The organism is Candidatus Eremiobacterota bacterium (assembly GCA_031082125.1).
GTDB lineage: Bacteria > Vulcanimicrobiota > CADAWZ01 > CADAWZ01 > Ess09-12 > Ess09-12.
In genome coordinates, this window is record JAVHLM010000044.1 from 12,455 (window position 1) to 36,830 (window position 24,376).

Consider the following 24,376-nt stretch of genomic DNA (forward strand, 5'->3'; position numbering starts at 1 on the left):
GGGAATGCTGTCTTGATATAGTTCTTGTAATTTGCCTTTACGCGCTCGACGATTTCTAGAGGTTGCATATTTGCCTCGCTGCTATTTTAAGCAATTCCAATTCAATCGATACTATTAATAATCTTTCTCTGTTGAGAGTCTAGATTAAATATGTCCGCCACCAACTCATCTATTTCACATAATTTTTCTGCCAGATGCTTCTTATTTTTTTGATTGAGTTGGGACTTAACTAGAGCCGCTATTGCATCTCTTTGGGAATATGCCAAGTCATATGATACTATAGGAATCGAATATAATTGTTCATGTGTGTACCACGGATAAAGTTGATCGAATATTTGATGCTTGTTTTTCAAATAGAATGCCATTACATTTGATATAAGTTGACCCAAGTAAAAGAAAAGTTCGGATTCTTTGACCTTCATCTTGGGTTTAGCGATATATAGCGATTGATCAAAAACAGTATCGTCGGTGAAAAAAGTTGCAATAATTCTCTTTCCAATTATCTTCCTCAAAACAATCCTTGGTCCATCAAAGAAATCCTTTGTTCGAGATTCGGCCAACCACTCGCCATAAGAGATATATTCATATGACTCAATATGCGATAACATATCAATATCCTGTCCTTTAAAAAAAGGACGATATGTGTCATCTAGTTTATTTTTTGAATGATATGAACGTTCCTTCTTATCTCTAGTTGTCTGGGGACCATCGCCAAATTTTGATTTTCCATAACCATCGGTCCGATATGCATGTACTCCGCGGTTGGTGAAAAACAGCTCTTTAATTACAATATCAGATTTCTTTTCTATCTGCCGAATTATCCTCTCTGCATCAATGGAATAGACCGTGGGTATGGTTTTCTTGATATTCGAATCAACCACTTCATATGGGATATTGATCTGCTTAATTATCTCACCAATTGCATTCATTGTTTTTATTAAGAAATGATCTTTTATTTGATTATGATCTGTTATTAGGATTGCATTCTCTATTGATGCATCTTTAAATGGTGGTTCTGTAAAAATCGTGATTTCTCTTATTAGTCTATTGACCGTTATATGATCGCGAAGATCGAAGAAGTACTTATTTCCCAACCATGAATCCGGGGTGATAATGCTAATCATACCTGTGTGCTTGATTATTGAAAGTGCTCTCTCAATGAAGTAAACATAATAATCAGTTTGATACTCTCCCAGCTTATATTCACGAAAATAATCTTCATTCTTCTGACCTGCACTATAGAGATATGGCGGATTCCCCACTACAGCATCAAATCCCCCGTTCTTTAATCGCCCTCCTTGCTCATCGTACCATACTTCCGGAAATTCTATTTCCCAATGGAAGAACCGGTTTACTCGAGCCACTTTTGAGTGTCTGTCTTTTGCAGTTTTTAAGTCCATTATAATGCCCTCATAATCAAAGCATTTTTCACCGAAATAAGTGGCAGTCCAGATGTCGGCTATGTTCTTGAAATGAATTTTAGTTGCCTCAACGGAGATTTCAAGAGCCTTTTTGACATTGATATCAGCAGAGGTGACCGTCTCTCGCCTTGATATACTTATGAGATCCGCCACCATGCTTGGCAACCGTTCTTTGAATGACTTCTCAAAAAAGCTTATCTGATTTTTGGGCATCTGCTTTAAATTGCGTTTCGATTTCTTATCAATAACTGGCAGTTCTCCGAGATCCTTTATCCAGGCACCGATCAATGAATTACCACATTTAAGATGATGATTCAGGAACGAAAGAGGGCGTGTAGAATCCATTGTAATGAGCCAAAGAGAAAGCTTAGCCAATTCGACAGCCATTGGATTAATATCGACACCATATACACATCTTTCAGCGACCCTTCTCTTGTATTGAGTATATTCCTCATCTGTTATGACGCCATCGGCATCTTTGCCTTCCTTTATAAGAGCCTCGCCATAAGCTTTTGCAAGATATTCCACGGCTGCTACGAGAAAATGGCCTGAACCCATTGCAGGATCGAGGACTTTTAGCTCAAGAATCTCATCAGATGAGAGAGGCACATCCCTCAAATTATTTTCCCTGTTTTCTCCCTTAATAAGCGGCCCAAGAGTATTTTCTACCATATATTGAACGATATAATCAGGTGTATAGTAAGAACCAGATGATTTTCTCTTTGATTCCTTGCCGCCAAATACCAAAATATATTGGTCTTTTTTCTTGAAATCAGTGACTTTACAGTTTTTTGGTGGTTGTGGATATATATGATTATCGCTATAAGCTTCAAGCCACAACTGGTAATCATGTTTTTCTTTTTCATCAAGTTCTGAAATATTCTTGAATTCTTCATAACTATTCTTCTTAGAGCTCCGCTTTATAGAAACTTGATCTTCCTTTGTAAGGCACGCAGTATATTCCAGAATCCCCTCATAGATACTGCCCAAATGACGCACATCAAGATCCCTATAGGTGAATTTCTTGCGCCCTTGGCCTCGCACCTGGCCGGCTCCAACCCTAGTTCTGCTCAAATGATCTATTGCGAGCGAAAGATAACGGTCGCTCATTGCAAATTGTTCAATAAAAGCGTGTTGAGCGGGATCAAATAGACCTCCATTAAAGGCAGTAATGGATGATGAGAATCCGTTGTTGATAAGAGAGAAAAGTTCTTTCAGACGCTCCCATAATAAATAATTTCCTTCGCCGAAGTATTGTGTGAACTGTGGGCTGTCGATCACGCTGATGATCTCATCTCTGATAGATTCTAAGCTGTAAGAAACTCTATATACTTCATCATCCATTGGGAGCATATCACGGCTTTCGGCATAAAAAAGAAATAATAATCGATACATGAGCACCAGCGATTCTTGATAAACTGCGTTCAGTAGCTCATCCGAAGAGAGTAAATGCCTCATTTCGATATCAGGCAAGTATTGTTTCCGCCATTTATCTAGTTCTTGCTTATCTAGCCTCCGCAGGTGATTCAAGAATCCGTCACCGAGTCTCTCCAACGCCTTATAGACATTACTCTTCAATTCATCGCCAATTTCTTTTCCGTGACGCTGGCTCTCTTCGAGAATCTTATCAAGTCGCGTTTTTCCGTTCATATCTTTTTCATCGAAAGAAGAACCTGAAAAAATGCAGAGCATTATGCGAAAGGCGAGAAGGGCATCATTATCTCCTTTGAAATCTTTTATCGCCTCAAGATCGATTTCGAAAAAACACCGGGGTTTATGCCCTGTAGTCTTATTCAGAAGCCGTAATTGTCTTCCATTCGTGATTATTGCCCATGGGACATCTGATTCTATGAGAGCCTGGTGTACGACATCGATGTATGAGCTTTCTTTATAGTCTTCTCCTCTATATACGGCATCGAGAGTCGATGACCAAGGAAGTAACCAAATAAGACAAGCGATGTGCTTCCCTGTGTTCTTCCCATCATAAAAGCTTTGGGTCTTGGAACCACCTTCATTCCAATGAACGATGTACGCCGGCGTAAATATCGTCTTCTCAGTTGCAATTTTGATTCCAGAAATAGGTTTTATACCCAGGGCTTCGAAGAGGAACGGCTCGCACCAAATTCTGCCTGTGTTTGAATAATCTGCATCTTTCAATGAGTCTTCATTCTCCTTGAAGCTTCGTGAGATCTTCTTCATTTTCTCCTTAGATGTCGTCTCCGGAAATGAACCCAAGTGAGCTTCTTCAAGAAGGTTTTCGATATAATAGTCTGAAAAGAAACTATCAGAATTGTTCATGAAAGGCCACAAATATGCAATATAGAGCTCCGTCTTTCCAGTCGTTCCTTGTATCGGATGGCTTATAATAGTCTCAATAGCTGCTTCGGCAAGCATGATAAAATATGGTGATGCTAGTTCAAAAACATGTCTTATATGAATACTTGACGGATTATAAGTGGGATGGGATATTACATTACGTAGATCGCGCGCAATAGTAAATACATAATTGCAGGCTTTTTCAGGTGTAAGGTCCGGTTTCTTCAACCATATTTCTGCGCATTGTTTAGAATCACGGTATTTTTGTAATTCATTATTGTAAAGGACGGTCTTTTCAGCCTCAAGCAGTCTTTTAAGTAATTCCATAGGCATATTCTTGGCAATTTTTCTTACTGAAGGCGAATCCTCAAGATGGCCAACAAATTTGAAATATGTCTTGTTCTCATCATCGCCCTTTACATGGGCACTTAAAGAAAGGTTATAAATGGCGCTCCAGGCGCATCGAAAAACCTCAACTTCGTTTTGTGTTCTATTTGAATTATCTATGTGATTTATTGCTTTTCGTAGCCCGCTGTACCACCTGCACGAGGCAGGATAATTCCTTGCCTCTTGCTCCCGGCGCATTATAGAATTTAATTTTTCTTTATATACTAACATCTAGTTCCCCCCTCATAATGGCATTAATAAAACCATATTAAGCAATTCTGGCGCGGGGAAAGCCCCGAGCCTCATTTGTTCTATCTCTTGTCGCCTTTCCTTCATCCTCTGCTGATGCATCCTCATCTGATTTTCAATTCGTGTCCTTTGACCTTTCTGCGCAGGTGTCTCAAGATCGGGCAATGACATTTGCGAACCTATTATCTGGAAAAGAGCATTTTCCAGGAACTGGATGCGCCCTTTATTGAATCGCTCCATATCCTCGATCAACACCTCTATATCCTTGTTTCTTGATTTCTCAACCCTTTCATAATACTCCAGATACTGTTTTCTTATATGTGCTTCCGCCTGGAGCTGAAGTTCTTTGTTCTTTTCTATAAGATTTTTTAATGTCTCGCAATGCGCTTCCTTTTGTGGGGCCGTTCTGTCAAGAAATAGTCTTCGCCCAATTTCTTTCTGCACAGTTCCCTCAATATCAACGAAGACTGGCTCCAGTTCTTCTCGAATTACTCTGCCTCTCTTATCTTCGAAACGCAGAAGAAAATTAAAAATTATTCCCGGTAGACCCGTATAGTCAGCTCGCAGGCAGGCAACCTGACTAGAAAGTTCACTGGCTTTTACCCTTCTACAATAATGAACCATTCTTTCCAATAAGGGGTGGCCAAAAGCAAGGAAATCAGGCTGCTGATTCCTGGACCAATCTTCCGTCGCAATTAACCTGCTAAAGGTGACACGTGGGTATGAAGAGGGAAGCTTATCATCTCTTATGACCGAGGGGACGATAAGCCTGAAAATATCCCTATTATTCGTTGGATGCAGAATTCTTCCGTTTTTATCTCCTGTTCCATCATCTCCAAAAACCCGCAAGAATAATTTTACAAACTCCTGAACATCTTTAGCGCCGGGAATTGCCTTTTCTGATTGCACAATGGCGCCATTCATTATCCCAATATCTTCGCGGGAGAATTCTCGGCATCCAGATAAGAACTGCGTCTCCTGAATCTGGCGGGCAATCTCATCCATCTTCTTCAGTTCTTTTTCGGCGATAATGCCGACTGATTTTTCATCGATATTCTTATCTAGAACTCGCAGGATTAGATCATCAAGTGAGATTCTTTCCAGCACACCAAGAACCTCAGCCATATTTCCCAATTGCCTTCTTATGGTTTCGATCTTTTCCTGAAGAAGCGTGAAAATCTGTGCTTCTTTTGAGCCGCTGATCATCAGGTTGTATATTTGTGCTATATATTTTTGTCCGTATCTATGGATGCGGCCGATTCTCTGCTCCAACCTGTTCGGATTCCAAGGTAGCTCATAATTGATGAGATTATGGCAATATCGCTGCAAATTGAGGCCTTCAGAAGCTGCATCCGTGGCAAGAAGAATCCTTGTATCTGGCTCATTGAATCGCCTTTCTGCATAAAGCTTTGAACCTAATTCATCTTCATCTTCACCTAGCGGCATCCCTCCATGAATCACCACAATTGCTTCTTTATTCATAAAGAACTCATTTTCAAGTTTTGCTTTCAAAAAATTTAGCGTGTCTCGATATTCAGTAAATATTATCACTTTATCTGCGGGATTGCTTGTAAACAATTTCTTTAGAAATTCTCTGAGCCATTTGTACTTGCTGTCCTCACCGGAGTGCATCAATTTCTCTACTTTTTCCAGAAGAGCGCGTAATGTCTTAATCTCTTTTGTTCTCTCAGCATGGCTTGCCTGAATGCGCCGGGTTTCTATGTAGCGTTCGACAAATTCTCGGTCTTCTTCTTCCAGGTAGTCTCCGCGCTCATAACTCTTAAGCAGCCTCTTGATTTCCTGTTTTTCAGGAGCGTTTGTCTTCGTCGCGGTTCTTTCGTCGACAATGCTATCGATTCGTCGCTTCAATGTCTCCCTGAGGGCGGCTGGGCTGGAAACCATTCTTTTTTGAACGAGGGTCAGAAGGAATCTGCCTGCATTCAATTCTGACTTGCTGATGCTTTGTTTCCGGCTCAGTTGAGACCACTCTGTACCCGTAAATGATGAAACCTCATTGTACAACTGCCTCTCATCGTCAGTGAATTCTATTGCCTGTGGATGAGGCTCACGATCTTTGAATTTCTTCACAAGCTCGCCCTGCTGGTTTATTTCGAAAATTGTCTCTTTCCCTCTGCGGATCATCACCTTATCAATCCTCTGTCGCGCGTCCTGTCGATCAAGATCACTTGCTTCGGCAAACATAAAGGGGTCGATGAGGTTTAAGATATTGAAAAAGTGCTCTGGGTTACCTGAATGTGGCGTCGCAGTGAGCAGCAGGAGATTCTCACAACGGTCCTGAAGCTCCTTGGCTAGATCCGCTCTATTTGAATCTGTTGATACATAATGGGCTTCGTCAATAATCATCAAATCCCAGAGCTTTTCAGTGCTTGTTAGTTTATCAAATACCTTATTGGAATTTTTTTGTGACAACCCGCTTCCTTCATATTGAGGCTTAATCCAGTCAATTGATGTTATTATCGAGTCCTTTGCGAGCCAGGGATTCAGATTCTCATCAACCAGCTCCTGTATACCTTCCATTTTGCGACTATTATATATGAAGAAATTCCTGTGGAAGTGACGCTTCATTTCCTTTTTCCACTGATCCTGGAGGGATGCTGGACATATAATAAGAATGCGGGCACCCCTTCCTCGGGCAGTCAACTCCTGCATAATAAGGCCCGCTTCAATAGTCTTGCCCAGACCAACGTCATCGGCGATAAGGAACCGCTGTCGAAGCGATTCCATAACCTTTTTTACTGCTATGAGCTGGTATGGCTCTGGAATCATAGTTGAGTTGCTTATACTCAACAATTTGTCATATTCATAAACCAGAGACAATAGCGTTGCATAAGTGAATAGATGATAATGATCGATGTGCCCTATCCGTTCAGCGCTAACACCGGACTGTATTGGCTCCATATTTGTATATGGATAAATAAACCCCTGCGGTCTGCCTCCAGAATCAGGATAGAGACGGATCGTGAATGTCCCGTCATTGTTATTAGAAACCGACAGAACTTCCCACTCAATGTTGCGACATCGGACTTTACACCCAACATCAAAGGGTGCGTTCATTTACTGCACCTTCTTTTGAACATCCTGATCAGCCCATCTGACAGTCTCCTGTCCAATGAAAAACCACATTCCGCTGAAGAACATATGATCCTTAGATTCAATCCTTTATGGATTTGCATTCCCGAATTGCAGAGAGGGCAAGACAAATCCAGTGATATATCATCTGGGTCATCCGACAAACCACCTGTCGACTCTTTGTAAGATGATGATCCCGAACATGAGGGGCTATTTTTGCATAGCCACATGGCGATATTTCTATATAATTTCATTTCAGCGCCACATTCAGGACATTCTTGATCTGCCAGGGTTTTGATATTCGTGTCATTTTCATTTAAATCTGATGATGCCTTATGAAATACCTCGATCTTTAGATCGGAAAGCAATTCTTTCACGAGATCTTGACATTCGACACGTAGCATGGATTCTTTTGTTTCGTTATGGGATAATATGTTTAGACTCCCATGCCAGACGATCTTTTCATCAATAAATGCAATTTTTTCATGCATACCTGCTCGCTCGTGAACGATAGCACCGGCATTCGTAAGACAATTTTCAACTCCTTCGTAGTGGTTTCTAATTTCAAAAGGTTGCTCCGCCTTTGGCTTTACAAAGATAAGAATCTCGACCTGCCTTGCGGAAAGAGAAGAGAATATCGAATAATATCTACTTGCTCTGCGCTGCGAAAGAAAAGGAGATAGGATGATTACCTGATTTTCAGAATGAGCTAGATCGTTGATGAAAGATTCATGAAAATCCGCATCAGAACAATGGATCATATCTATTCGTTCTATGATCATAAATTTGATTGGATTCAGAACTTGGATTGTAGGTGAATAATTCTGTTTATGATGAAGATACCTATCGGTCTTTAATTTATTGATTATGTTCAAAAATCCTTCAATAACCTGAACTTTTCTCGCTCAATACTGTATTACGGGCATTGGTCGAAGAAATCCAGGGGCCTGCGGAAAAAAAGGGAGGAAGCGCTTCCCGGCCAGGAGTTCACCGTAGCGGAGCCTTCACTTTCCTCAAAAGCCTGCCGCATACCCAGTCGGGCATAAGAAATTCACAAATCAAAGATTTGGAATTTCTACAGGCGCTGGTCGGCCCTCATAAGAAAAATATGGGAAACAGACCCGCTTGTCAGCAGGGCATGCGGAGGCTCGATGAAAATAATCTCCTTCATTGACGACTTTCCGGTTTACTGACGCACATCATACCCCCAGGTATGATGATGCCGTCAGTAATGCTCTGTGAGTAGGATCAAGAAAATCCTCACCCATCTGAACCTGTGGCATATCCCCTGCAATGAGCGCCCGCCGCCCGGGATGAGCGCGTATTCAGAAGATGAGCAAGCTGAGCGTACCCAGGGGGGCATCACTGATGCACAAATCGCAGATTTGGCATCAGTACATCTGCGCACCAAAGACCCCTATGCCGATTACTATTTCCTCGACGTGGTTCTCGGACGCAACTGAAGATATAAGGGGCAGTAAGGGCTCTGGTTCTGCGCGTACAGGATCGGGGTTTTCTGCTCGCTATTCCGCCTTTTTCCTCGCATCGACACACCGCTTCCCGGAATTCTTCTCTCTTTGCCCCCTTTTCGCCACCCTTCGCCGGAAAATTTCCAGACTTTTCCCGAAATTTCTTGTATAATTTTTCCGGAGGCCGGGGGGCGCCGAAATCTAAGTTCCTATAAATCACGGAAGAAGCTCCCCTTCCCCGGCGGGCCCGGCATTCTCCTCCTCGGTGTAGAAGAAATCATAGACTGACTGCAGAGCTTTTATGCTGAGAAGGAGAAGCCATTCCATGAGCCCCATGGTCCGGGCTGCCCCTCTCTCCGGGGATGCCGTCAGGGCCGTCATGAGACGCGTCTGCATCCTGCCGATCAGTGAGCGGGCGCCGGAGCTGAAAACTGCCTGGTCATTATGAGCATGCGGTAACAGCGCTGATCCCGGTGCCTGAACGGCAGAGGCGCCTGGAAGCCTTACCACGGCTCCTTTTCTCCGCACAAGCTTGAGAAGGCCGTCAAATTCAGAGGTGCTGCCTTCATTGCTCATGGGGGGTCTCCTGTCAAGGGGGGATATGTTAATAGTACGATCCGGTGATGAACAAAATGTTACGAAATCGTAACATTTTTCTGAATTTTTATGTCCCATAGCCTTGAAACTGGAATGGAACGAACGGGCAGGGGGCATGGACCTCTCTCGTGCCTGGGCAGGCAGGCAAACCCACCGCTCAGGGTGAATATTCCCGGGCCACCCCATGAGATTGAGAGGAGACCCCCATGGACAGAAGAAATGACAAGGAGGGCGCCACCTTCGCCGCGCCCGGTGATCTCCTCTTCTCGCTCCCCACGATATGCGACTGGATGCCCCCCCTCACGGAGAGAATCCTTTACTCCGGCGAGATCCTCGCCCTCCATGAGGACGACTGGCGGCAGGTCGAATTGATTGCCTACGAGTACTGCGATGATATCGAGGCAATGCTGGCGGGCATTTACGATATTTATGAGAAGGAACGCTCTCCCGGCGGAGCTTTCCGCAGGATTTTCGTCCGCGACAGAATCGCCGACCCGCTGAGCCTGAAGTCCATCAAGGTCGATACGCTCCGGACGCACTTTCAGGACGCTACCGACTATCACTTCCTGGGATATGAAGCCTTTGAGGGAATCGTCGAGGGGGGATTCACCTGGAGGACCGGAGGGGGCCTTCTCGTCTACGGCCGCCATGCCGGCAATGTGCTCCATACGCTCTGCCTGGAGATCCTCGGGCGGGGACCGGGGCTTGAAAAAGACAGGCAGGTTCTCGAGGATTTCTGCAGAGCTCACCGCCTCGTGCTCGTAGACTGGTGCTTCTGTGAAGCCTTGCTCCCTCAAGAAGAGGGCTTCAGGACCTACTTCTCACCTTCAGGCCGGGGCTACCGCTCCATCGGCAGGCGCCCCTGAAAGCGCCCCCGCCGCTTGAATGCCCGCCTCGGGCTTTAAATCTACAAAACTCACCTCCTGCCGGTCCCATGGCACCTCAGCCATCCTCAAAGGTGGCGAGCACCTGCCGGAAAAGTTAACAGAGATCGCATAATTTGTTACATCCTTGCCATGAGAACGTTACATGAAAGAGGTACCATGAAAGGGTGGCAGGTGCTACAGCATATTCAACCGAGGAGGACCTTGCGATGGATGACCACAGAGCGCTTGAAATCATCGGCTCCCTTGCCGACGGCACCGATCCTTTGACGGGGGAGGTTTTTCCCGACGTGAGCCCTTACCAGCGGGGCGACACCATAAGGGCCCTGGCCAGGGCCATGGAGGCGCTGGCTCTTACGGCGAGATGGCGCGAAAAGAGGAAGGCCCTGCCGGAGCGTGCGGGAAAGCCCTGGGACGACGGGGAGACCGAAGCGCTCATAAGACGCTTCGACGAGGGTTATTCCATTATCGAGATTGCCAGGGAGCACCGGCGCACAAGGGGGGCCATAGAGAACCAGCTCGCGAGGCTGGGGAAGATATCCTTCAGTGACGTAAAGAGCGGCGCAAGGCGGCAGGCATAGCGGCACAGGCATGAGCCAGGATTCACAGGCAGAGCGAGAGCCGCTGCGAAGCCCGGGGGGCCCTATTTACGGGGGTCCCCTTGTAAATAGGGGTTTTCAGGTTTTCCCGGCTCCTTCGCGAAGAGGCTGAAAAGGTCCTCCCACCTGAGGGCCCTTATGTCCTCCAGAAAGACGCTGTTGTAGTAGTAATTCACCACCTCCACCTGACCCTGGGGGACTTCGCCGCCCCGGCAGTCAAAGAAGAACCGGGGGATCACCACGAGGGACTGGTCACTGTCGTACTTGAGGAGGTAAGCTCCCCTGTTGTATGCCTGCGGTATGAGGGCATTCACAGGGGGGCAGGCCTTGACGTACTTCGCATTCATGATCGTTCCCTCGAGACGCTCCAGATCGATGGGATAGCCGTCGGACCACTCATACTCATAAGAGAGAGAGAAGCGGAATCTCCTCTCCTTCCTTTCCTTCTCGAGGTCCTTGAAATGAACCTGGTAATAGAGCCACTGGAACTTGGGAAGGATCCTCCGCTCGTACCTGTTCACGAGAGTGATATTGTCCGAGCACGTGACAGGGGGCTCAGGGCCCGGGCCGTAATAGATCGATATCTTGGGGAGGCTCTCAGGGGGGATTCCCTCGCCCATGATGATGACCCTCATCCTTGAGGGAATCTCACTGTGCTGCTCGATGAAGAGATAGGTGGGAAGGGGCCCTCCCGCCAGGCGGTTCCGGACCAGGACGGCCCGGGCCTCGCCGGCGCTCCCCTCTTTTGCCTGGCGACCCAGGTAAGCCTTGTAAAGGGGTTTTGCATCCCTGAAGCGCCCGGTGATATCAAGGCTCCAGGCCCACGTGAGCCATTCATCGGCCTTGAGGGCGCCGGGGCTCTTTTCCCTGAGCTTCCCGGAGAGCTGCGCCACCTTGTCCCAGTACCGCAGCACCGCCGCGCAGTCCCTCATTTTCCTCATATAGACCTCGTTGCCTGCCGTCACGGGGTCGATGCCGGCCGCCTCAAGGCAGCGGAAAGCGTCGCCATAACTCTCATGGGCATAATGCTTTATGCCAAGGAGGAGGCCGGCTTCGATCACGCTTGGAGAAGAAGCAAGCTCTGCCACATTGGCATTGCTTCCCTTCTCGGCGTACGCCTTCTTTATCTCCCGGGAAGCCTTCTTCACGATGGGATCGACAAGCGCGTCGGCCTGTTCCGTGGCATTCATCGAGTAAAGCCTGTCAACAAGGGATGCCCTGTCAGCCAGAGATGAGGCCATGTGTTTGATCTGGTAGAGGGCCAGGGGGATTGCGAGCTTTGAGCCGGCTCCCCCGCTGTAGAACGAGAGAAGATCCCGGTAATAGCGCGCCTTGTCCCGCTTCTCAAAAAGAGGGGCCCGGGCATTGAGCTCGCCGAGCAGCGCCTTCCCCGCGGGCTTATCACTGACGGCGCCGAGAAGCTCTCCCATCTCCCTGAAATACCCGCGGGCGGCAGGAAGATCACCCCGGCACTCGCAGCAGTATCCCCTGTAAAAGAGGGACGCCGCCAGGACCTCGTAATCGCATGAAAGGGGAATGCACAGGCCGCCATGGGCCAGGAAAAGGAACTCGTCAGGGACCATCAGGAAGCCTGCCGGGTCCCCGGCGCCGCCCCCCCGGGGAGAGGACTTGAAAGCCTTGATGACCGACGGTGAGAACAGAGAAGGGTCAGGTGAAAATCTGACGCTGAAGGAGGGGAACTTCATGGCCTCAAAGTCTCCGCTCAGCTCAAGCAACTGTGCCTGGCCCGCCATGAAGGCGAGTTTTTCGGCATCCAGGGAGGTTTTCTCTCCAAGGAGCCTTGAGGCCATGAGGTACTTGGCTCCCATCCCGTGGTAGTCCTTGATCTCGGCCTTTTTCCTGGCGGCATCAAGGCTCTCGTAAAACTTCTCCATGGTGGCGTCTACGGGCACCCCCGATGATCTCCATCCCATGAGGGTTTTCATGGGATTCTTCCTGATCATTTCCCTTTGCTTTGCAGCCGAGGCAACGTTCAGCGCCTCAAAGGAGAGGGAGAGATTCATGAAGGCGGCGCAGGCAAAGAGCGCAAGGCCTGCCCTCACAAAGATCTTGAAACGGGGGAAGAAGAAGAAGAAAAGGGCTACGATGAGCGCCATGGCTCCTCCACTATACCCCACCGCAAGGGGGCCGAACACTTTAAGGAGCGTGAGGGGAAAATAGATGACGCTGGCGAGGGGACCCGTGGCCTGCAGAGAGCTCTCGGTGAGCTGACCTCTCAGGGTATCATACTGGAGAGAGAGGCTAAACCACAGTATGGTAAAGAGGAGTGCAAGGCCTGCCGTTCCTGCGCCATGCAGCAAGCGGGGCGACCATGGGCCCTTCGGCCTGCCGGCCTCTTCCTGGAGGGAGCCCAGGAGGAAAAGAAGTGAGAAGAAGAGCGAAAAGCCCGCCGAAAGAGCAACGAAGGCTATCCTGTTGCTGAAAATAAAGGAGCCTTCGGCAGGTTTAAGGAGGGGGCCCACAAAGACAAGGGTGGGAAAGGCAAAGAAGCTTGCCATGATGACAAGGCGCATGTCTGACCTCTGGGAGCGCGAGAGCCCCGCCGAGAGAATGAAGAGCAGGGCGTCAGTGATGACGGTGAAAGACAGGAACGCGGCAAAGACGGCGGCAGTGCCGGCGAAGAAGGGCGCCGCAGCCGCCCCCGCATTCAGGCGGCTCCCCATGAGGACAAGCCCGCCGAAGAGCCCGCTGTAAAAGAGAAGAGTCGCTTTTCTGAGGCGCTCCCGGTGAATGAGGAGCGCCAGCGCCAGTGCGGGGAGAAAAAGAGCCGCCATAAGAGACCATTGTGGAGCGCCCGGGAGCCTGAGAAAACCGCCCATCCAGACAAGGCCCGATATGACGGGGATGATGAGGAAGAGGGTGCTTGCGATGGCAGGTGACAGGCCCCTGAGGATCGTGGGCCTGTACTGCACGGTGACGGGCACGGTGATCTTTGAGGCTTCCGTCGAGACGGTTACGGAGGTCACGACGGATTCACCACGGGGGAAGCAGCCCGGCAGGGTCTTGACCTTCAAGGACGTGCGGGGGGCGGTGAGCTCCGCCGGCGCCACTTCGAGGCCGGGATGCGAGGACGTCACGATCCCTTTCACGTCGCTCCCGCTGCTGCTCTTTATCATGAGGCTCTTTTCATGAGCGGCGCCGGGAGCGAGGTCGGTGAAGATGAGCTCCCTGGGCTCTATGATGACGAAGGACGAGGCAAAGGCCTCATCGGGAGAGAGCTCGCCCGTGAGCACTTTCCTCATCTCGGCGGCGCTCTGGAAACGGTTCTCCGCTTTTATCTCAAGGGCCTTCTGGATAACCTTTTCAAAGAGGGGTGACACTCCGGCGTTGACAAGGGAGACGGGCTCAAAGTCAAAGGGATTCAGGCCGGGGTCCCTGCGGGTGAGGAGGTAATGGAGGGTGGCGCCAAGGCTGTAGAGGTCGGAGCGGACGTCGCTCTGGCGCTGGCGGAACTGCTCCGGCGACGCATAGCCCGGCGTGCCCATGAAGATGGTGTCCTGCTCCTTCACGGGGTTGAAAAGCCTTGCGATTCCGAAATCCACGAACCTCACGCCCCGCACGGGCACAATGATTATGTTCTGCGGCTTTATGTCACGGTATATGACGGGCGGGCTCTGGCCGTGGAGATATTCCAGGATATCCAGGATCTCAAGGGCCCACCCCCTCACCTCTTCCTCGGGAAAGGGATCGCTCCGCTCCCCCAGAAGCGCCTCGAGGGTCTTCCCCTCTATAAGCTCCATCGCCATGTAGTCCCGGCCGTTGAAGGTGAAGGAGTCGGTGATTTCAGGGAGGCGGGGATGCCTGAGAGCCGAGAGTATCTTCACCTCTCTCGCGAACTGCTCTCTCACGGCGGCTATCTCCGATTCATCAAGGTTCCGGGGGCTGAACTCCTTGAGAGCCAGGCGCCTGGGAAGGACGAGGTCCTCAACCTCGTAGACATAGGAGAGGCCGCCTTTCGCAATGAGCCCCGCCACCTTATAGCGGCCGTTTATTACCTCGCCTTCCTGGAGCACCTTATACCTCTCATTACATTACTTACTCCATTATAGCATGCAAGGGAAGAGGCCGGCCATGGAGAGGAGACTGGCAGTTTTTTTCCGAACAATGAGAGGACCCTATTCAATGGCTCTTTTCAGGAGGTTTCCCATGAAGATGCCTTCCCCTGCCCTTCCCCGATTGATTCTTATTGTGGTTCTCGCGGTCCTTGCGGCGGCAGCGATTCAGCCGCGGGCGGGAACAGGGGAAGAGCCCCTCAGGTGGCGCCAGATTGGCCCCTACTGGGGAGACCGCTTCCAGGTCATCGTGGACCCCGGGAAGGCAGGCCGCCTTTACTGCATCGGCCATGGCAGCATCCACCGGAGCGATGACGAGGGCGACAGCTGGAAGCCACTCTACCAGAGCGACATGTCCCTGGGCACCTTTCTCTCTTTCGCCTTTTCCCTTGAAAACCACAGGACTCTCTTCGCGGGAAGCTCGATGACGGGCTTCTGGCGATCCGACGACGGAGGAGCGTCCTGGAGCAGGAAAGTGAAAGGGCTCCCCTCCTTTGAGATCAACCACCCCGCCACGTGCTCCAAGGTAAAGGTATGGCCGGCAGTGGTCTCAATCGCCCCGGCGAAGGATGCCCTTTACCTGGGGATGAGCAGCCCCCATGAGACCGTCTCTCCCGTATACCGCTCAAGGGACAGCGGCGAGACCTGGGAGCCTTATGGAGAGGCGATGAAAGCGCGCCGCTCGCCGGAAAGGCCCGCCGTGTGCCAGCTTGCCTTTGACAGGAGAGACAGGCTGTGGGCAGCCATCCATGAGGGAGGCGTGTACCTCCTCAATGAGGGCCGCTGGGAGAAGCGCTCCCAGGGGCTCACGGGAAAGGACGAGGAGATCACCTTTCTGCTCACCGATCCGTTTTCGAGCGACAGGGTCAGGATCGGGACCCGGCGCGGCTGGATATATGAGACCAATGACAGAGGGGCTTCATGGAAGCGCCTTCCTCTCCCAGGGGGAATGAACGCCGGGAAAATCCCCCTGGTGTACTGGATGGCTGCCGATTTCAACAATCCTGACCTGCTGTGGGCCGGCCTCTCGGGGAGCGGCACCGGCGTGTCCAACGAGCAGCCCCTCTTCGTCCCCGACGGGGACCAGGGCCCCGGGGGCATTGTGGTCTCACGGGACGGCGGGAGGCACTGGCTCTGGCCCGTAAGAAGCGCCTATTCAGGGATCAGGCTCACCATTGATCCCAATGAGACCTACACCGATACATGGGGGAAACGCTCGAAGCACTATTTTAAAACCTCGGGCGCCGAAATCTAAGTTCCTATAAATAAATACTGTATTTTACCGGGTTCTACCCATTTGATGCCGTGCAAATCGCCCTGCGGTTTGTCGAATTCCTGCCGGGAGTCATTGTTTTTACCTGGCTTTACAACCGGTCAGGAGGCAATCTCCTGAGAGCGGTGATATTCCATGCATCCATAGATGCTTTTCCTCAGATCCTTCCTGCGCAGACCGGGCAATTCATCGGTAACTTTGGCAATCGATTTCAGGCAAATGACTGAGGTGCGGCGGGAACCTGCGCCCATCGCAGGCGTTCATTTCAACGACCTCAGGTACGCCGCGATTGTCCTATCCTTGCTCTGAGCTGCAAGATCGAGGGGTGTCCTGCCGTCGTAATCAGCGTCACGAGGATCTGCGCCATGGGCGATGAGCGTCTTTACCGTGTTCAGGTCATGTTGCGCGGCGTAGTGAAGGGCAGTCTTCCCTGACTTGTCTTTCACGTTGATCTCAGCTTTTTTCTTTATGAGAAGCTCCACATACTTTGGTGCCGTCTCTGCAGCAATGTGCATGAGGGTCTTTCCTTCATCAGTGGCCGTCTCCAGCGATGCACCAGATTCGATGAGATATTTGACGACAGGGAATATGTCATCTGCAATGGCGATAAAGAGCGGGGTTTCGCCATTCTTGTCTCCTATTTCCAGGGAGGCGCCGTGCTCCACAAGAAGCTTTACCATGGGAAGGTTTCCTTCATCGACGGCCAAGTACAGGGGTGTCTCATGAAAGACCGTCGTGGCATCGACAGGGGCGCCATGCTCGATGAGCATCCCTGCGATGTCGAGATTGGAGCCGCTCTTGTAGTTCGGCGGAAAGACAAGGTGATCACCAGTCTCGAGCTCCTTCGCCTCCCGCGGGTCCTTGGAGCATACTGCGCAATGAAGAGGGGTCATATCGCCATCGCGAGTGCCACAGACATCGCCACCCTGCTCTATGAGGAGCCTCACTATCTCCTTATTTGACCCTTGCACGGCCAGGTAAAGTGCTTCTGCCCCTTCTCCGTCCTTTATATCATGTCTTGCTTTTAGCTTGAGGAGCTGCCGTACCGTCTCAATGGAGCCCATAGAACACGCCATATGCAACGCCGTCCTTCCCTCCTTGTCCTGGGCATTGACATCAATGAAATCTGCAAGCATGGGGAGAATTTCGGGATGAGCGCTGAGAACTCCATAGTGGAGCGCGGTGCAGCCGTTCATTGTCTTTCTGCTCCTCTGCCTCTCATCGCGAAGCATCTCCTTCAGCCGTTCCCTGTCGCCATTCCAGGCAGCCCGGTGCAGCGGTGACATGGAAATCTTCTCCTTCAGAGAGCTGAGCCATTCACTGATATTCTGGCGATAGGCGAAATAGATAATAAATGCCACGATAATCAGCACAAAAAGAAAACAGGAGCCCTCTTGCTGAGTGCCGGAATTCGATACGCCGGGTAATCGGGAGACTATGTCGAAGGCAAAGGAGCATACAAGTGCGGTTCCCAGGCAGCCAAGCGCGCGGCGGTCAATTTCTCCCCTGTTATACCTGCTGAACCTGTCCATTTGAAAACCTTTGCTAAAATGTCCCACTCACGAGAGCCTGTCCCATGTATTGTGGCTGCAATAATCCGGGCATTAATGAGCCTGGATATTCATTATTACTGGAAATACCTTTTGAAATCCTGCTCTGGCTGCTTCACTATTATTTCAGCTTAGGCAAATCAAACACCTACCGTGCCATGAATATCCCTTTCAGTAGAGGGAATTATTCATCCAGACACTTGAATTACCACACTTTAAAGGCAATGCCCATGAATTAAGCAGGAATAATTCTTAAGAGAGGACTGGTTCAGCGTACTTCCAGGCTTTTCAGAGCCCAGAGCACCACGCCAGTCCCTCTCATTAAAATCCTCACCCATCTGAACCTGTGGCATATCCCCTGCAATGAGCGCCCGCCGCCCGGGATGAGCGCGTATTCAGAAGATGAGCAAGCTGAGCGTACCCAGGGGGGCATCACTGATGCACAAATCCTACTCATGTGAGCACTACAAATGCACCAATCAAAGATTGGGCATTTGCACGCAGATTTGGCATCAGTACATCTGCGCACCAAAGACCCCTATGCCGATTACTATTTCCTCGACGTGGTTCTCGGACGCAACTGAAGATATAAGGGGCAGTAAGGGCTCTGGTTCTGCGCGTACAGGATCGGGGTTTTCTGCTCGCTATTCCGCCTTTTTCCTCGCATCGACACACCGCTTCCCGGAATTCTTCTCTCTTTGCCCCCTTTTCGCCACCCTTCGCCGGAAAATTTCCAGACTTTTCCCGAAATTTCTTGTATAATTTTTCCGGAGGCCGGGGGGCGCCGGGACCAGGCTTTCTCGTGTGCGCACCTGGAGAATTCGCAATGCCGCAGTGAGCAATGTTCTTGAATACATGTGCTTAAGGTCAAAGCTGATGAGATAAAAGACCACTCCTGAGACATATCCGCCCGTGAATTGTCATCCTCTCCTGCTTTTCTTAATAAGAGGCGACCCTTTGAGGGCTTCTATCATTTCTGTGTTTTTCGACTTTTCAGCGATGTGGAGGGGTGTTTCCCCTTGACTGTCACGGGCGTTTATATCGGCTCCTTCCGAAAGCAGGAATAAGGCTGTTTTCTTTCGCCCGGCCTGCACTGCGCAATGAAGAGGAGTGTCGCCACCCGAGGTCACCGCATTTATCTCTGCTCCCTTCTTAAGGAGGAGCTCCGCAGTCTCCCTCGAGCCGCGGCATGCTGCCATGTGGAGGGGCGTGGTGCCATGTGAATCGGCTATTCTCGCATCTGCCCCGCTGTCCAGGAGGAGCCTCACCAGGTTATTATGGCACTCGGCGGAAAGAATGAGGGGGGTCTTCCCTTCGGCGTTTCTTGAATTCACATTCGCGCCTTTTTTAATCAGGAGCCCGACAATTTCATTCCTGCAGCGGTATGTCACGGCATAATGAAGCGGCGTCATATTCCTGCTTTCGCCCAAGGCACCGGGATGGTCTCCCGGCTCCTGCAGTGAGGGCCATTTTTCACAAGTATTCACCGATTGTGGATCTTTCAATATGCAGCGGCGGACCAGGGCTTCATCATTCATCTTCACGGCATCTAAAATAGTGACTTCAGCTCCATTGTTGAAAAGAAAGAGCGCACTGTCCCTCTCACCATAATCAAAGCAATAAGCAATCGGCGTGGCCCCTGCCTTATCGCGGGCATTGACCTTGGCGCCTCTTGCGACAAGAAGCTCCATCACTTTCTTTTTCGTCTTGCGCTCATAGCCCATGGCCGCCTTGTGAAGGGGCGTTCTGCCATAGTTGTTCACGCTGTTAACTTCTGCTCCATGCTCCAGGAGGTATGACACTGCCTCTTTTGAGCACCCAAAGGCCGCATTGTGGAGGGGCCTGTTGCCATTCTTGTCCGGTGCGTTGACATCGGCGCCATTCTTGATCAATAGAACCGCCGCGGCGGGGACCTCACCGGGACGGACATAGCTGAAGCTGTCACAGAGCGGTGTTTTCCCCTCGTTGTCCTTCTCTTCGAGTCCTGCGCCTCTCTTGATCAGCATCAGGGCTATTTCCTGATTTCTCTTTGTAGAGGCGAAGTGCAAGGCCGTTCTGCCCTCATGATCCCTGGCATTGACAGGGGCCCCGTGCGCGATAAGCATCTCGCTCATTTCCAGCCTGTTTTCCCAGACTGCCCTGTGAAGAGGGGATGCTGACATGCCGGCCTGATTGACCAGCCCTGGTTTTTTGTTGAGAAGGGCTTCCATACCCGCAAGGTCATTTCTTTCGATAAGAAGGGACATCCTGACCTCATCGCCTGCCATTCCGTTTCCGTAGAGGGGAGCTGTTGCAACGAAGATCTCCGTACCCACCTTTGTGGCCATGGTGGAGCGTGGCCCTCCCATGAGAGCCTGGTGTACAGAGTAAGTCAGAAGGCCAATGACTATCACCATAGCATACAGTACCATTACGAGCATGTGACGCTTCTTCATGGCATGTCCCTCCTGGAAGCATTCTGCCGTCATTATTCCCTCTTCACAGATTTTTTAGACGCTCCTGCGGGAATCTGTCCCGATTGGCAAAAGTGAGGTTTGGACTATGGACATAGAGTGGATAGCAGTAGGACCATACTCTCTTTCACCTTTGAAAAAGTCTTCATTGGTGATCGGATAAGGAAATTCTCTTCTGTTTCATGAGCTTTTTACAAGGTGAAGACATGATAGATGGCCAATATACCAAGTCTCTTACATCCCTTCCCGTCAGCGATATGTCGTTGAGGCACTTGTCCATGCTGCTATCCTGACCTTTATCGAGAGCAGAGCTCTGCTTCTCAGGCTGAGAATGTATCTTGGGGTCACGACTGACAGAACGCCTGAACAGAGATGGGCTCGGGTGTTCCAGAACGCTGCCACGGAGATTTTGAGGCTGATTACCTCCGGCAGACATTGTGTCAGAAGGTGGGATGACCTTGAAAAGTTCCTTGTTCATGAGTCCCAGGATCCTAATTGTAATCGGACTTTAAGGCTAAACTATGGTCGGGCTTAACCGAACTCCGATGAATGGTCTGTCGTGAGCCTGTTGCTCTTGCCATGAATTCCGCAGGCTGCTCCGGATTCCACCGAAGGGCCTCTTCAAATGGCTGAAGAATCCCTGAGGGGAAAGCCCTTCCTGCGCATCTGCATCTCTCACATCGTTCCCCCTCTTTGAAAAAATGGATTTCCAGATGATAAATGCATACAAGGCGAGCCACTTCCAGGCCTCAACGAATAAATTCAAATGGCCCTATATACTGTCAAATGCAATCCTGGGAATCGCCTGGCCCGAGGTGACCTCCAATTACGCGGCATACATGATTGCCGAATGCAACGAGCCAAACTATTCCCGGGCCTTCTCCAACATTTACCTGAGCAGCACCGCGGGCATCGCTCTCCAGACCTTTGCACTGGCACAGGCGTACCGCAGGCGCCATGGGGCCTGTCCCGACACCCTCAGGAAAGCTTTCGAGGAGTATCATCTTGAAGTCCCGGCATATCCCGCTACGGGGGCTCCCCCGGGCTATCGTCTCGAGGGAGGTCATCCCCGCCTCTGGTGCGCCGGATTTGACAATAAAGATGACGGCGGAACCACCCAGAGCGACGAGACAGATTACGAAAAATCCCCGAAGGGAGCCAATGTCATCTATGAATGGGGTATAATCCCCTCCTGGCTCCGATAAGAATCCTGAAAGTGGGGAATACATCTTAAGGCAAAGATGGTGCTGATCCTGGGTTTCTCTGCAGGAGCAGAGGACTCGCGCACAAGAAGAAGGCCGCTCGGCGAAAAAGCCGAACGGCCCTCATCGGCGCGATGCCCCGGCGGATCTATTTACGGAGATCAAAGCGGTCGAGATTCATCACCTTGACCCAGGCGTTGACAAAATCGCGCACGAACTTTTCCTTGGAATCGTCGGAGGCATAGACTTCCGCGACGGCCCGCAGTTCGGAGTTCGATCCGAAGATGAGATCCACGGAGGTCGCCGCCCATTTCGGCCGGCCGGTCTTCCGGTCATGGCCTTCATAGATGCCTTCGGCGGATTTTTTCCACTGCGTGGACATGCTGAGCAGATTCACAAAAAAGTCATTGCTCAAGGTCCCGGGCCGCGTGGTGAAGACGCCCTTCTTCGATTGGCCGGTATTGGCGTCCAGCACGCGCAACCCTCCCACCAGGACCGTCATCTCCGGAACGCTCAGATCGAGCTGAGAGGCTTTATCGACGAGCATATCGGTGGGAGACCCATAGCTCTTTTTGCTGTAGTAGTTGCGGAATCCGTCCGCGGCCGGCTCAAGCACGGCGAACGACGCGACGTCCGTGTGTTCCTGGGATGCGTCGGTGCGCCCCGGCATGAAAGGCACTTTAATGTCATAGCCCGCATCCTTGGCCGCCTTCTCGACGGCTGCAGAGCCGCCCAGAACGATCAGATCGGCCAGGGATACTTTAGTGTTATCAGAGCGCGAGTCATTGAAGTCTTTCTGGATCTTTTCGAGCGCTGCGAGCACTTTCTTCAGTTCCTGCGGGTCGTTGGCTTCCCAGTTTTTCTGCGGCTCCAGGCGCACACGCGCCCCGTTCGCCCCGCCGCGCATATCGCTTGCGCGGAAACTCGCGGCAGAGGCCCAGGCCGCCCGGACAAGCTCGGGAACCGTAAGCCCCGAAGCAAGGATCTTCTGTTTCAGCTTCGCGATGTCTTCCTGTCCGATCACGTCACGGCCGGCCGCGGGCAGGGGATCCTGCCAGATCAGTTCCAGATTCGGCACATCCTTCCCGACATAGCGCGAACGCGGCCCCATATCGCGGTGCGTCAGCTTGAACCATGCCCTGGCGAAGGCGTCCTTGAACTCTTCGGGTTTTTCCTGGAAGCGCTTGGCGATCTTGCGGTATTCCGGGTCCTCTTTAAGGGCCAGATCCGTCGTGAACATGACCGGGGCATGGAACTTCCCCTTGACGTGCGCATCGGGCACCATGATCGCGGCGGACTCGTCGGTCGGGATCCACTGTATCGCGCCCGCCGGGCTTTTCGTTTTCTTCCATTCGAATTTGAACAGGTTGTCCAGGTACATCATCGTGAATCTGGCCGGATCCGAGGTCCATGCCCCTTCCAGACCGCTCGAGATGGTATCTTCGGCATTCCCCTTGCCTTCTTTGTTTTTCCATCCGAATCCCTGCTCCTCTATGGGCGCGGCGCCGGGCTCGGGCCCGACATTGCCGGCCACCGGATGAGCGCCGTGCGCTTTACCGAAGGTGTGGCCGCCCGCGATCAGCGCGACGGTCTCCTCGTCGTTCATCGCCATGCGTCCAAAAGACTCACGGATATCCTTCGCCGCCGCAAGCGGGTCCGGGTTGCCGTCCGGCCCCTCCGGATTCACGTAGATCAGTCCCATCTGGACCGCGGCGAGAGGCCCTTTCAATTTCCCCTCTTTGTCGCGGCGATTCCCCTCGAGCCATTTCTTTTCAGACCCCCAATAGACCACATCGGGCTCCCAGTCATCCTCGCGGCCCCCCGCAAAACCGAGGGTCTTGAAACCCATGTTTTCCATGGCGACATTGCCCGTAAGGATCATCAGGTCCGCCCATGAGAGCTTCCTGCCGTACTTCTGCTTGACCGGCCACAGCAGGCGCCGCGCTTTATCCAGGTTCACGTTGTCCGGCCAGCTGTTGAGCGGGTCAAAGCGCTGCTGACCGCCCCCCGCACCGCCGCGCCCGTCTATCGTGCGGTAGGTGCCTGCGCTGTGCCAGGCCATGCGGATAAAGAAAGGCCCGTAATTGCCGTAGTCGGCGGGCCACCAGTCCTGGGAGGTCGTCAGCAGTGCATTGATATCTTTCTTCACCGCGTCAAGGTCGAGGCTTTTGAACTCTTTGGCATAACTGAATGCTTCGCCGTATGGGTTGGACCGGATATCATGGGCGCGAAGGGGGCTCAGGTCCAGCTGCTCCGGCCACCAGAACCGGTTCGATTTTGCCCCCCCTTCTTTTTCCGGCGCGGGTTCCGCGGCCGCCACGGCCACGCATGACAGGGCCAGTAAGGCCGCCATCATCACAATGAACAGGTTGCGCGTTTTCATGAGCTCGATCCTCCTTGTTGGGGTTTTCAGTCCGTGCACACTCTTCCCAGATCTTGTTCCATCCATAGTAATTCGGCATCCCATTGAAAAATCCTGTACTTTCTGGCGGTGGTGTTGCAACAGGCTCAATCATAAGATTCCGGAGTTTTTGAAATGGATTCACTTGAAATTCATTGGAATACCCGGTTTTCACGTGATATTATCAATCAACGTGGTGGATCTGCCAATGGTGTCTGCGGCATGACACCCTGAATTCCCCATCGCCCTCACCCCCGGCAGTCTTCGGAAGAATGATGAAGGTGGCACGCCATCCTCGACAGCCAGAGGCCGGAGTATGATCACCAGGCGAATCCCACGCTGGTCTCCCCCGAGAGGACCCAGGTGCAGGAGGGTTCGCCGGCACCACGGCGTTATTCACCGCGCTGAACGA

12 protein-coding genes are annotated in these 24,376 nt (G+C 51.1%); 4 read left to right on the top strand and 8 right to left on the bottom strand.

Going from position 1 to position 24,376, the window contains the following annotated elements; translation table 11 throughout:
• Positions 1 to 101: 101 nt before the first annotated feature.
• The 4 genes from RDV48_29095 to RDV48_29110 all read right to left on the bottom strand — a co-directional run bounded on the left by RDV48_29095 (position 102) and on the right by RDV48_29110 (position 9,508).
• Positions 102 to 4,355, bottom strand: a complete 4,254-nt coding sequence (locus RDV48_29095) for an N-6 DNA methylase (protein MDQ7826891.1) — start codon at positions 4,353 to 4,355, stop codon at positions 102 to 104.
• 12 nt (positions 4,356 to 4,367) lie between these two features.
• Positions 4,368 to 7,448 (bottom strand): SNF2-related protein, encoded by a 3,081-nt coding sequence (locus RDV48_29100; protein ID MDQ7826892.1) that lies wholly within the window; start codon positions 7,446 to 7,448, stop codon positions 4,368 to 4,370.
• Positions 7,445 to 8,338 (bottom strand): phospholipase D-like domain-containing protein, encoded by an 894-nt coding sequence (locus RDV48_29105; GenBank protein MDQ7826893.1) that lies wholly within the window; start codon positions 8,336 to 8,338, stop codon positions 7,445 to 7,447. Before RDV48_29105 ends, RDV48_29100 begins: the two co-directional genes overlap by 4 nt.
• 810 nt (positions 8,339 to 9,148) lie before the next feature.
• Positions 9,149 to 9,508 (bottom strand): hypothetical protein, encoded by a 360-nt coding sequence (locus tag RDV48_29110; GenBank protein ID MDQ7826894.1) that lies wholly within the window; start codon positions 9,506 to 9,508, stop codon positions 9,149 to 9,151.
• Positions 9,509 to 9,735: 227 nt separating this feature from the next.
• Between RDV48_29110 and RDV48_29115 the strand changes: the two genes are divergently transcribed.
• Positions 9,736 to 10,395, top strand: a complete 660-nt coding sequence (locus tag RDV48_29115; protein ID MDQ7826895.1) for a hypothetical protein — start codon at positions 9,736 to 9,738, stop codon at positions 10,393 to 10,395.
• Positions 10,396 to 10,622: 227 nt separating this feature from the next.
• Positions 10,623 to 10,994, top strand: a complete 372-nt coding sequence (locus RDV48_29120; protein ID MDQ7826896.1) for a hypothetical protein — start codon at positions 10,623 to 10,625, stop codon at positions 10,992 to 10,994.
• A gap of 62 nt (positions 10,995 to 11,056) precedes the next feature.
• Here the strand turns inward: RDV48_29120 and RDV48_29125 are convergent, their stop codons facing one another.
• Complete coding sequence (locus RDV48_29125; GenBank protein MDQ7826897.1) at positions 11,057 to 15,046, bottom strand: serine/threonine-protein kinase; 3,990 nt, start codon at positions 15,044 to 15,046, stop codon at positions 11,057 to 11,059.
• A 133-nt stretch (positions 15,047 to 15,179) separates the two neighbouring features.
• Between RDV48_29125 and RDV48_29130 the strand changes: the two genes are divergently transcribed.
• Positions 15,180 to 16,340, top strand: a complete 1,161-nt coding sequence (locus RDV48_29130; GenBank protein MDQ7826898.1) for a hypothetical protein — start codon at positions 15,180 to 15,182, stop codon at positions 16,338 to 16,340.
• A gap of 278 nt (positions 16,341 to 16,618) precedes the next feature.
• Here the strand turns inward: RDV48_29130 and RDV48_29135 are convergent, their stop codons facing one another.
• Together RDV48_29135 and RDV48_29140 are read right to left on the bottom strand one after the other, a co-directional pair.
• Positions 16,619 to 17,890, bottom strand: a complete 1,272-nt coding sequence (locus tag RDV48_29135; GenBank protein MDQ7826899.1) for an ankyrin repeat domain-containing protein — start codon at positions 17,888 to 17,890, stop codon at positions 16,619 to 16,621.
• 938 nt (positions 17,891 to 18,828) lie between these two features.
• Positions 18,829 to 20,343 carry an ankyrin repeat domain-containing protein gene (locus RDV48_29140; GenBank protein MDQ7826900.1) on the bottom strand — a complete coding sequence of 505 codons (1,515 nt, stop codon included), beginning with the start codon at positions 20,341 to 20,343 and terminating at the stop codon, positions 18,829 to 18,831.
• A 731-nt stretch (positions 20,344 to 21,074) separates the two neighbouring features.
• On the opposite strand from RDV48_29140, the gene RDV48_29145 reads away from it, so the two are divergent.
• Positions 21,075 to 21,566, top strand: coding sequence for a hypothetical protein (locus RDV48_29145; GenBank protein ID MDQ7826901.1), 492 nt, complete (start codon positions 21,075 to 21,077; stop codon positions 21,564 to 21,566).
• Positions 21,567 to 21,711: 145 nt separating this feature from the next.
• Here the strand turns inward: RDV48_29145 and katG are convergent, their stop codons facing one another.
• Positions 21,712 to 23,946, bottom strand: a complete 2,235-nt coding sequence (katG, locus tag RDV48_29150; GenBank protein ID MDQ7826902.1) for a catalase/peroxidase HPI — start codon at positions 23,944 to 23,946, stop codon at positions 21,712 to 21,714.
• Positions 23,947 to 24,376 lie beyond the last annotated feature (430 nt).

Bases quoted from the DNA above. Each gene is read 5' to 3' on its own strand.
- RDV48_29095 (MDQ7826891.1), bottom strand. From the start codon at position 4,355: ATGTTAGTATATAAAGAAAAATTAAATTCTATAATGCGCCGGGAGCAA.
- RDV48_29100 (MDQ7826892.1), bottom strand. From the start codon at position 7,448: ATGAACGCACCCTTTGATGTTGGGTGTAAAGTCCGATGTCGCAACATT.
- RDV48_29110 (MDQ7826894.1), bottom strand. From the start codon at position 9,508: ATGAGCAATGAAGGCAGCACCTCTGAATTTGACGGCCTTCTCAAGCTT.
- RDV48_29115 (MDQ7826895.1), top strand. From the start codon at position 9,736: ATGGACAGAAGAAATGACAAGGAGGGCGCCACCTTCGCCGCGCCCGGT.
- RDV48_29120 (MDQ7826896.1), top strand. From the start codon at position 10,623: ATGGATGACCACAGAGCGCTTGAAATCATCGGCTCCCTTGCCGACGGC.
- RDV48_29130 (MDQ7826898.1), top strand. From the start codon at position 15,180: ATGAAGATGCCTTCCCCTGCCCTTCCCCGATTGATTCTTATTGTGGTT.
- RDV48_29135 (MDQ7826899.1), bottom strand. From the start codon at position 17,890: ATGGACAGGTTCAGCAGGTATAACAGGGGAGAAATTGACCGCCGCGCG.
- RDV48_29140 (MDQ7826900.1), bottom strand. From the start codon at position 20,343: ATGAAGAAGCGTCACATGCTCGTAATGGTACTGTATGCTATGGTGATA.
- RDV48_29145 (MDQ7826901.1), top strand. From the start codon at position 21,075: ATGATAAATGCATACAAGGCGAGCCACTTCCAGGCCTCAACGAATAAA.
- katG (MDQ7826902.1), bottom strand. From the start codon at position 23,946: ATGAAAACGCGCAACCTGTTCATTGTGATGATGGCGGCCTTACTGGCC.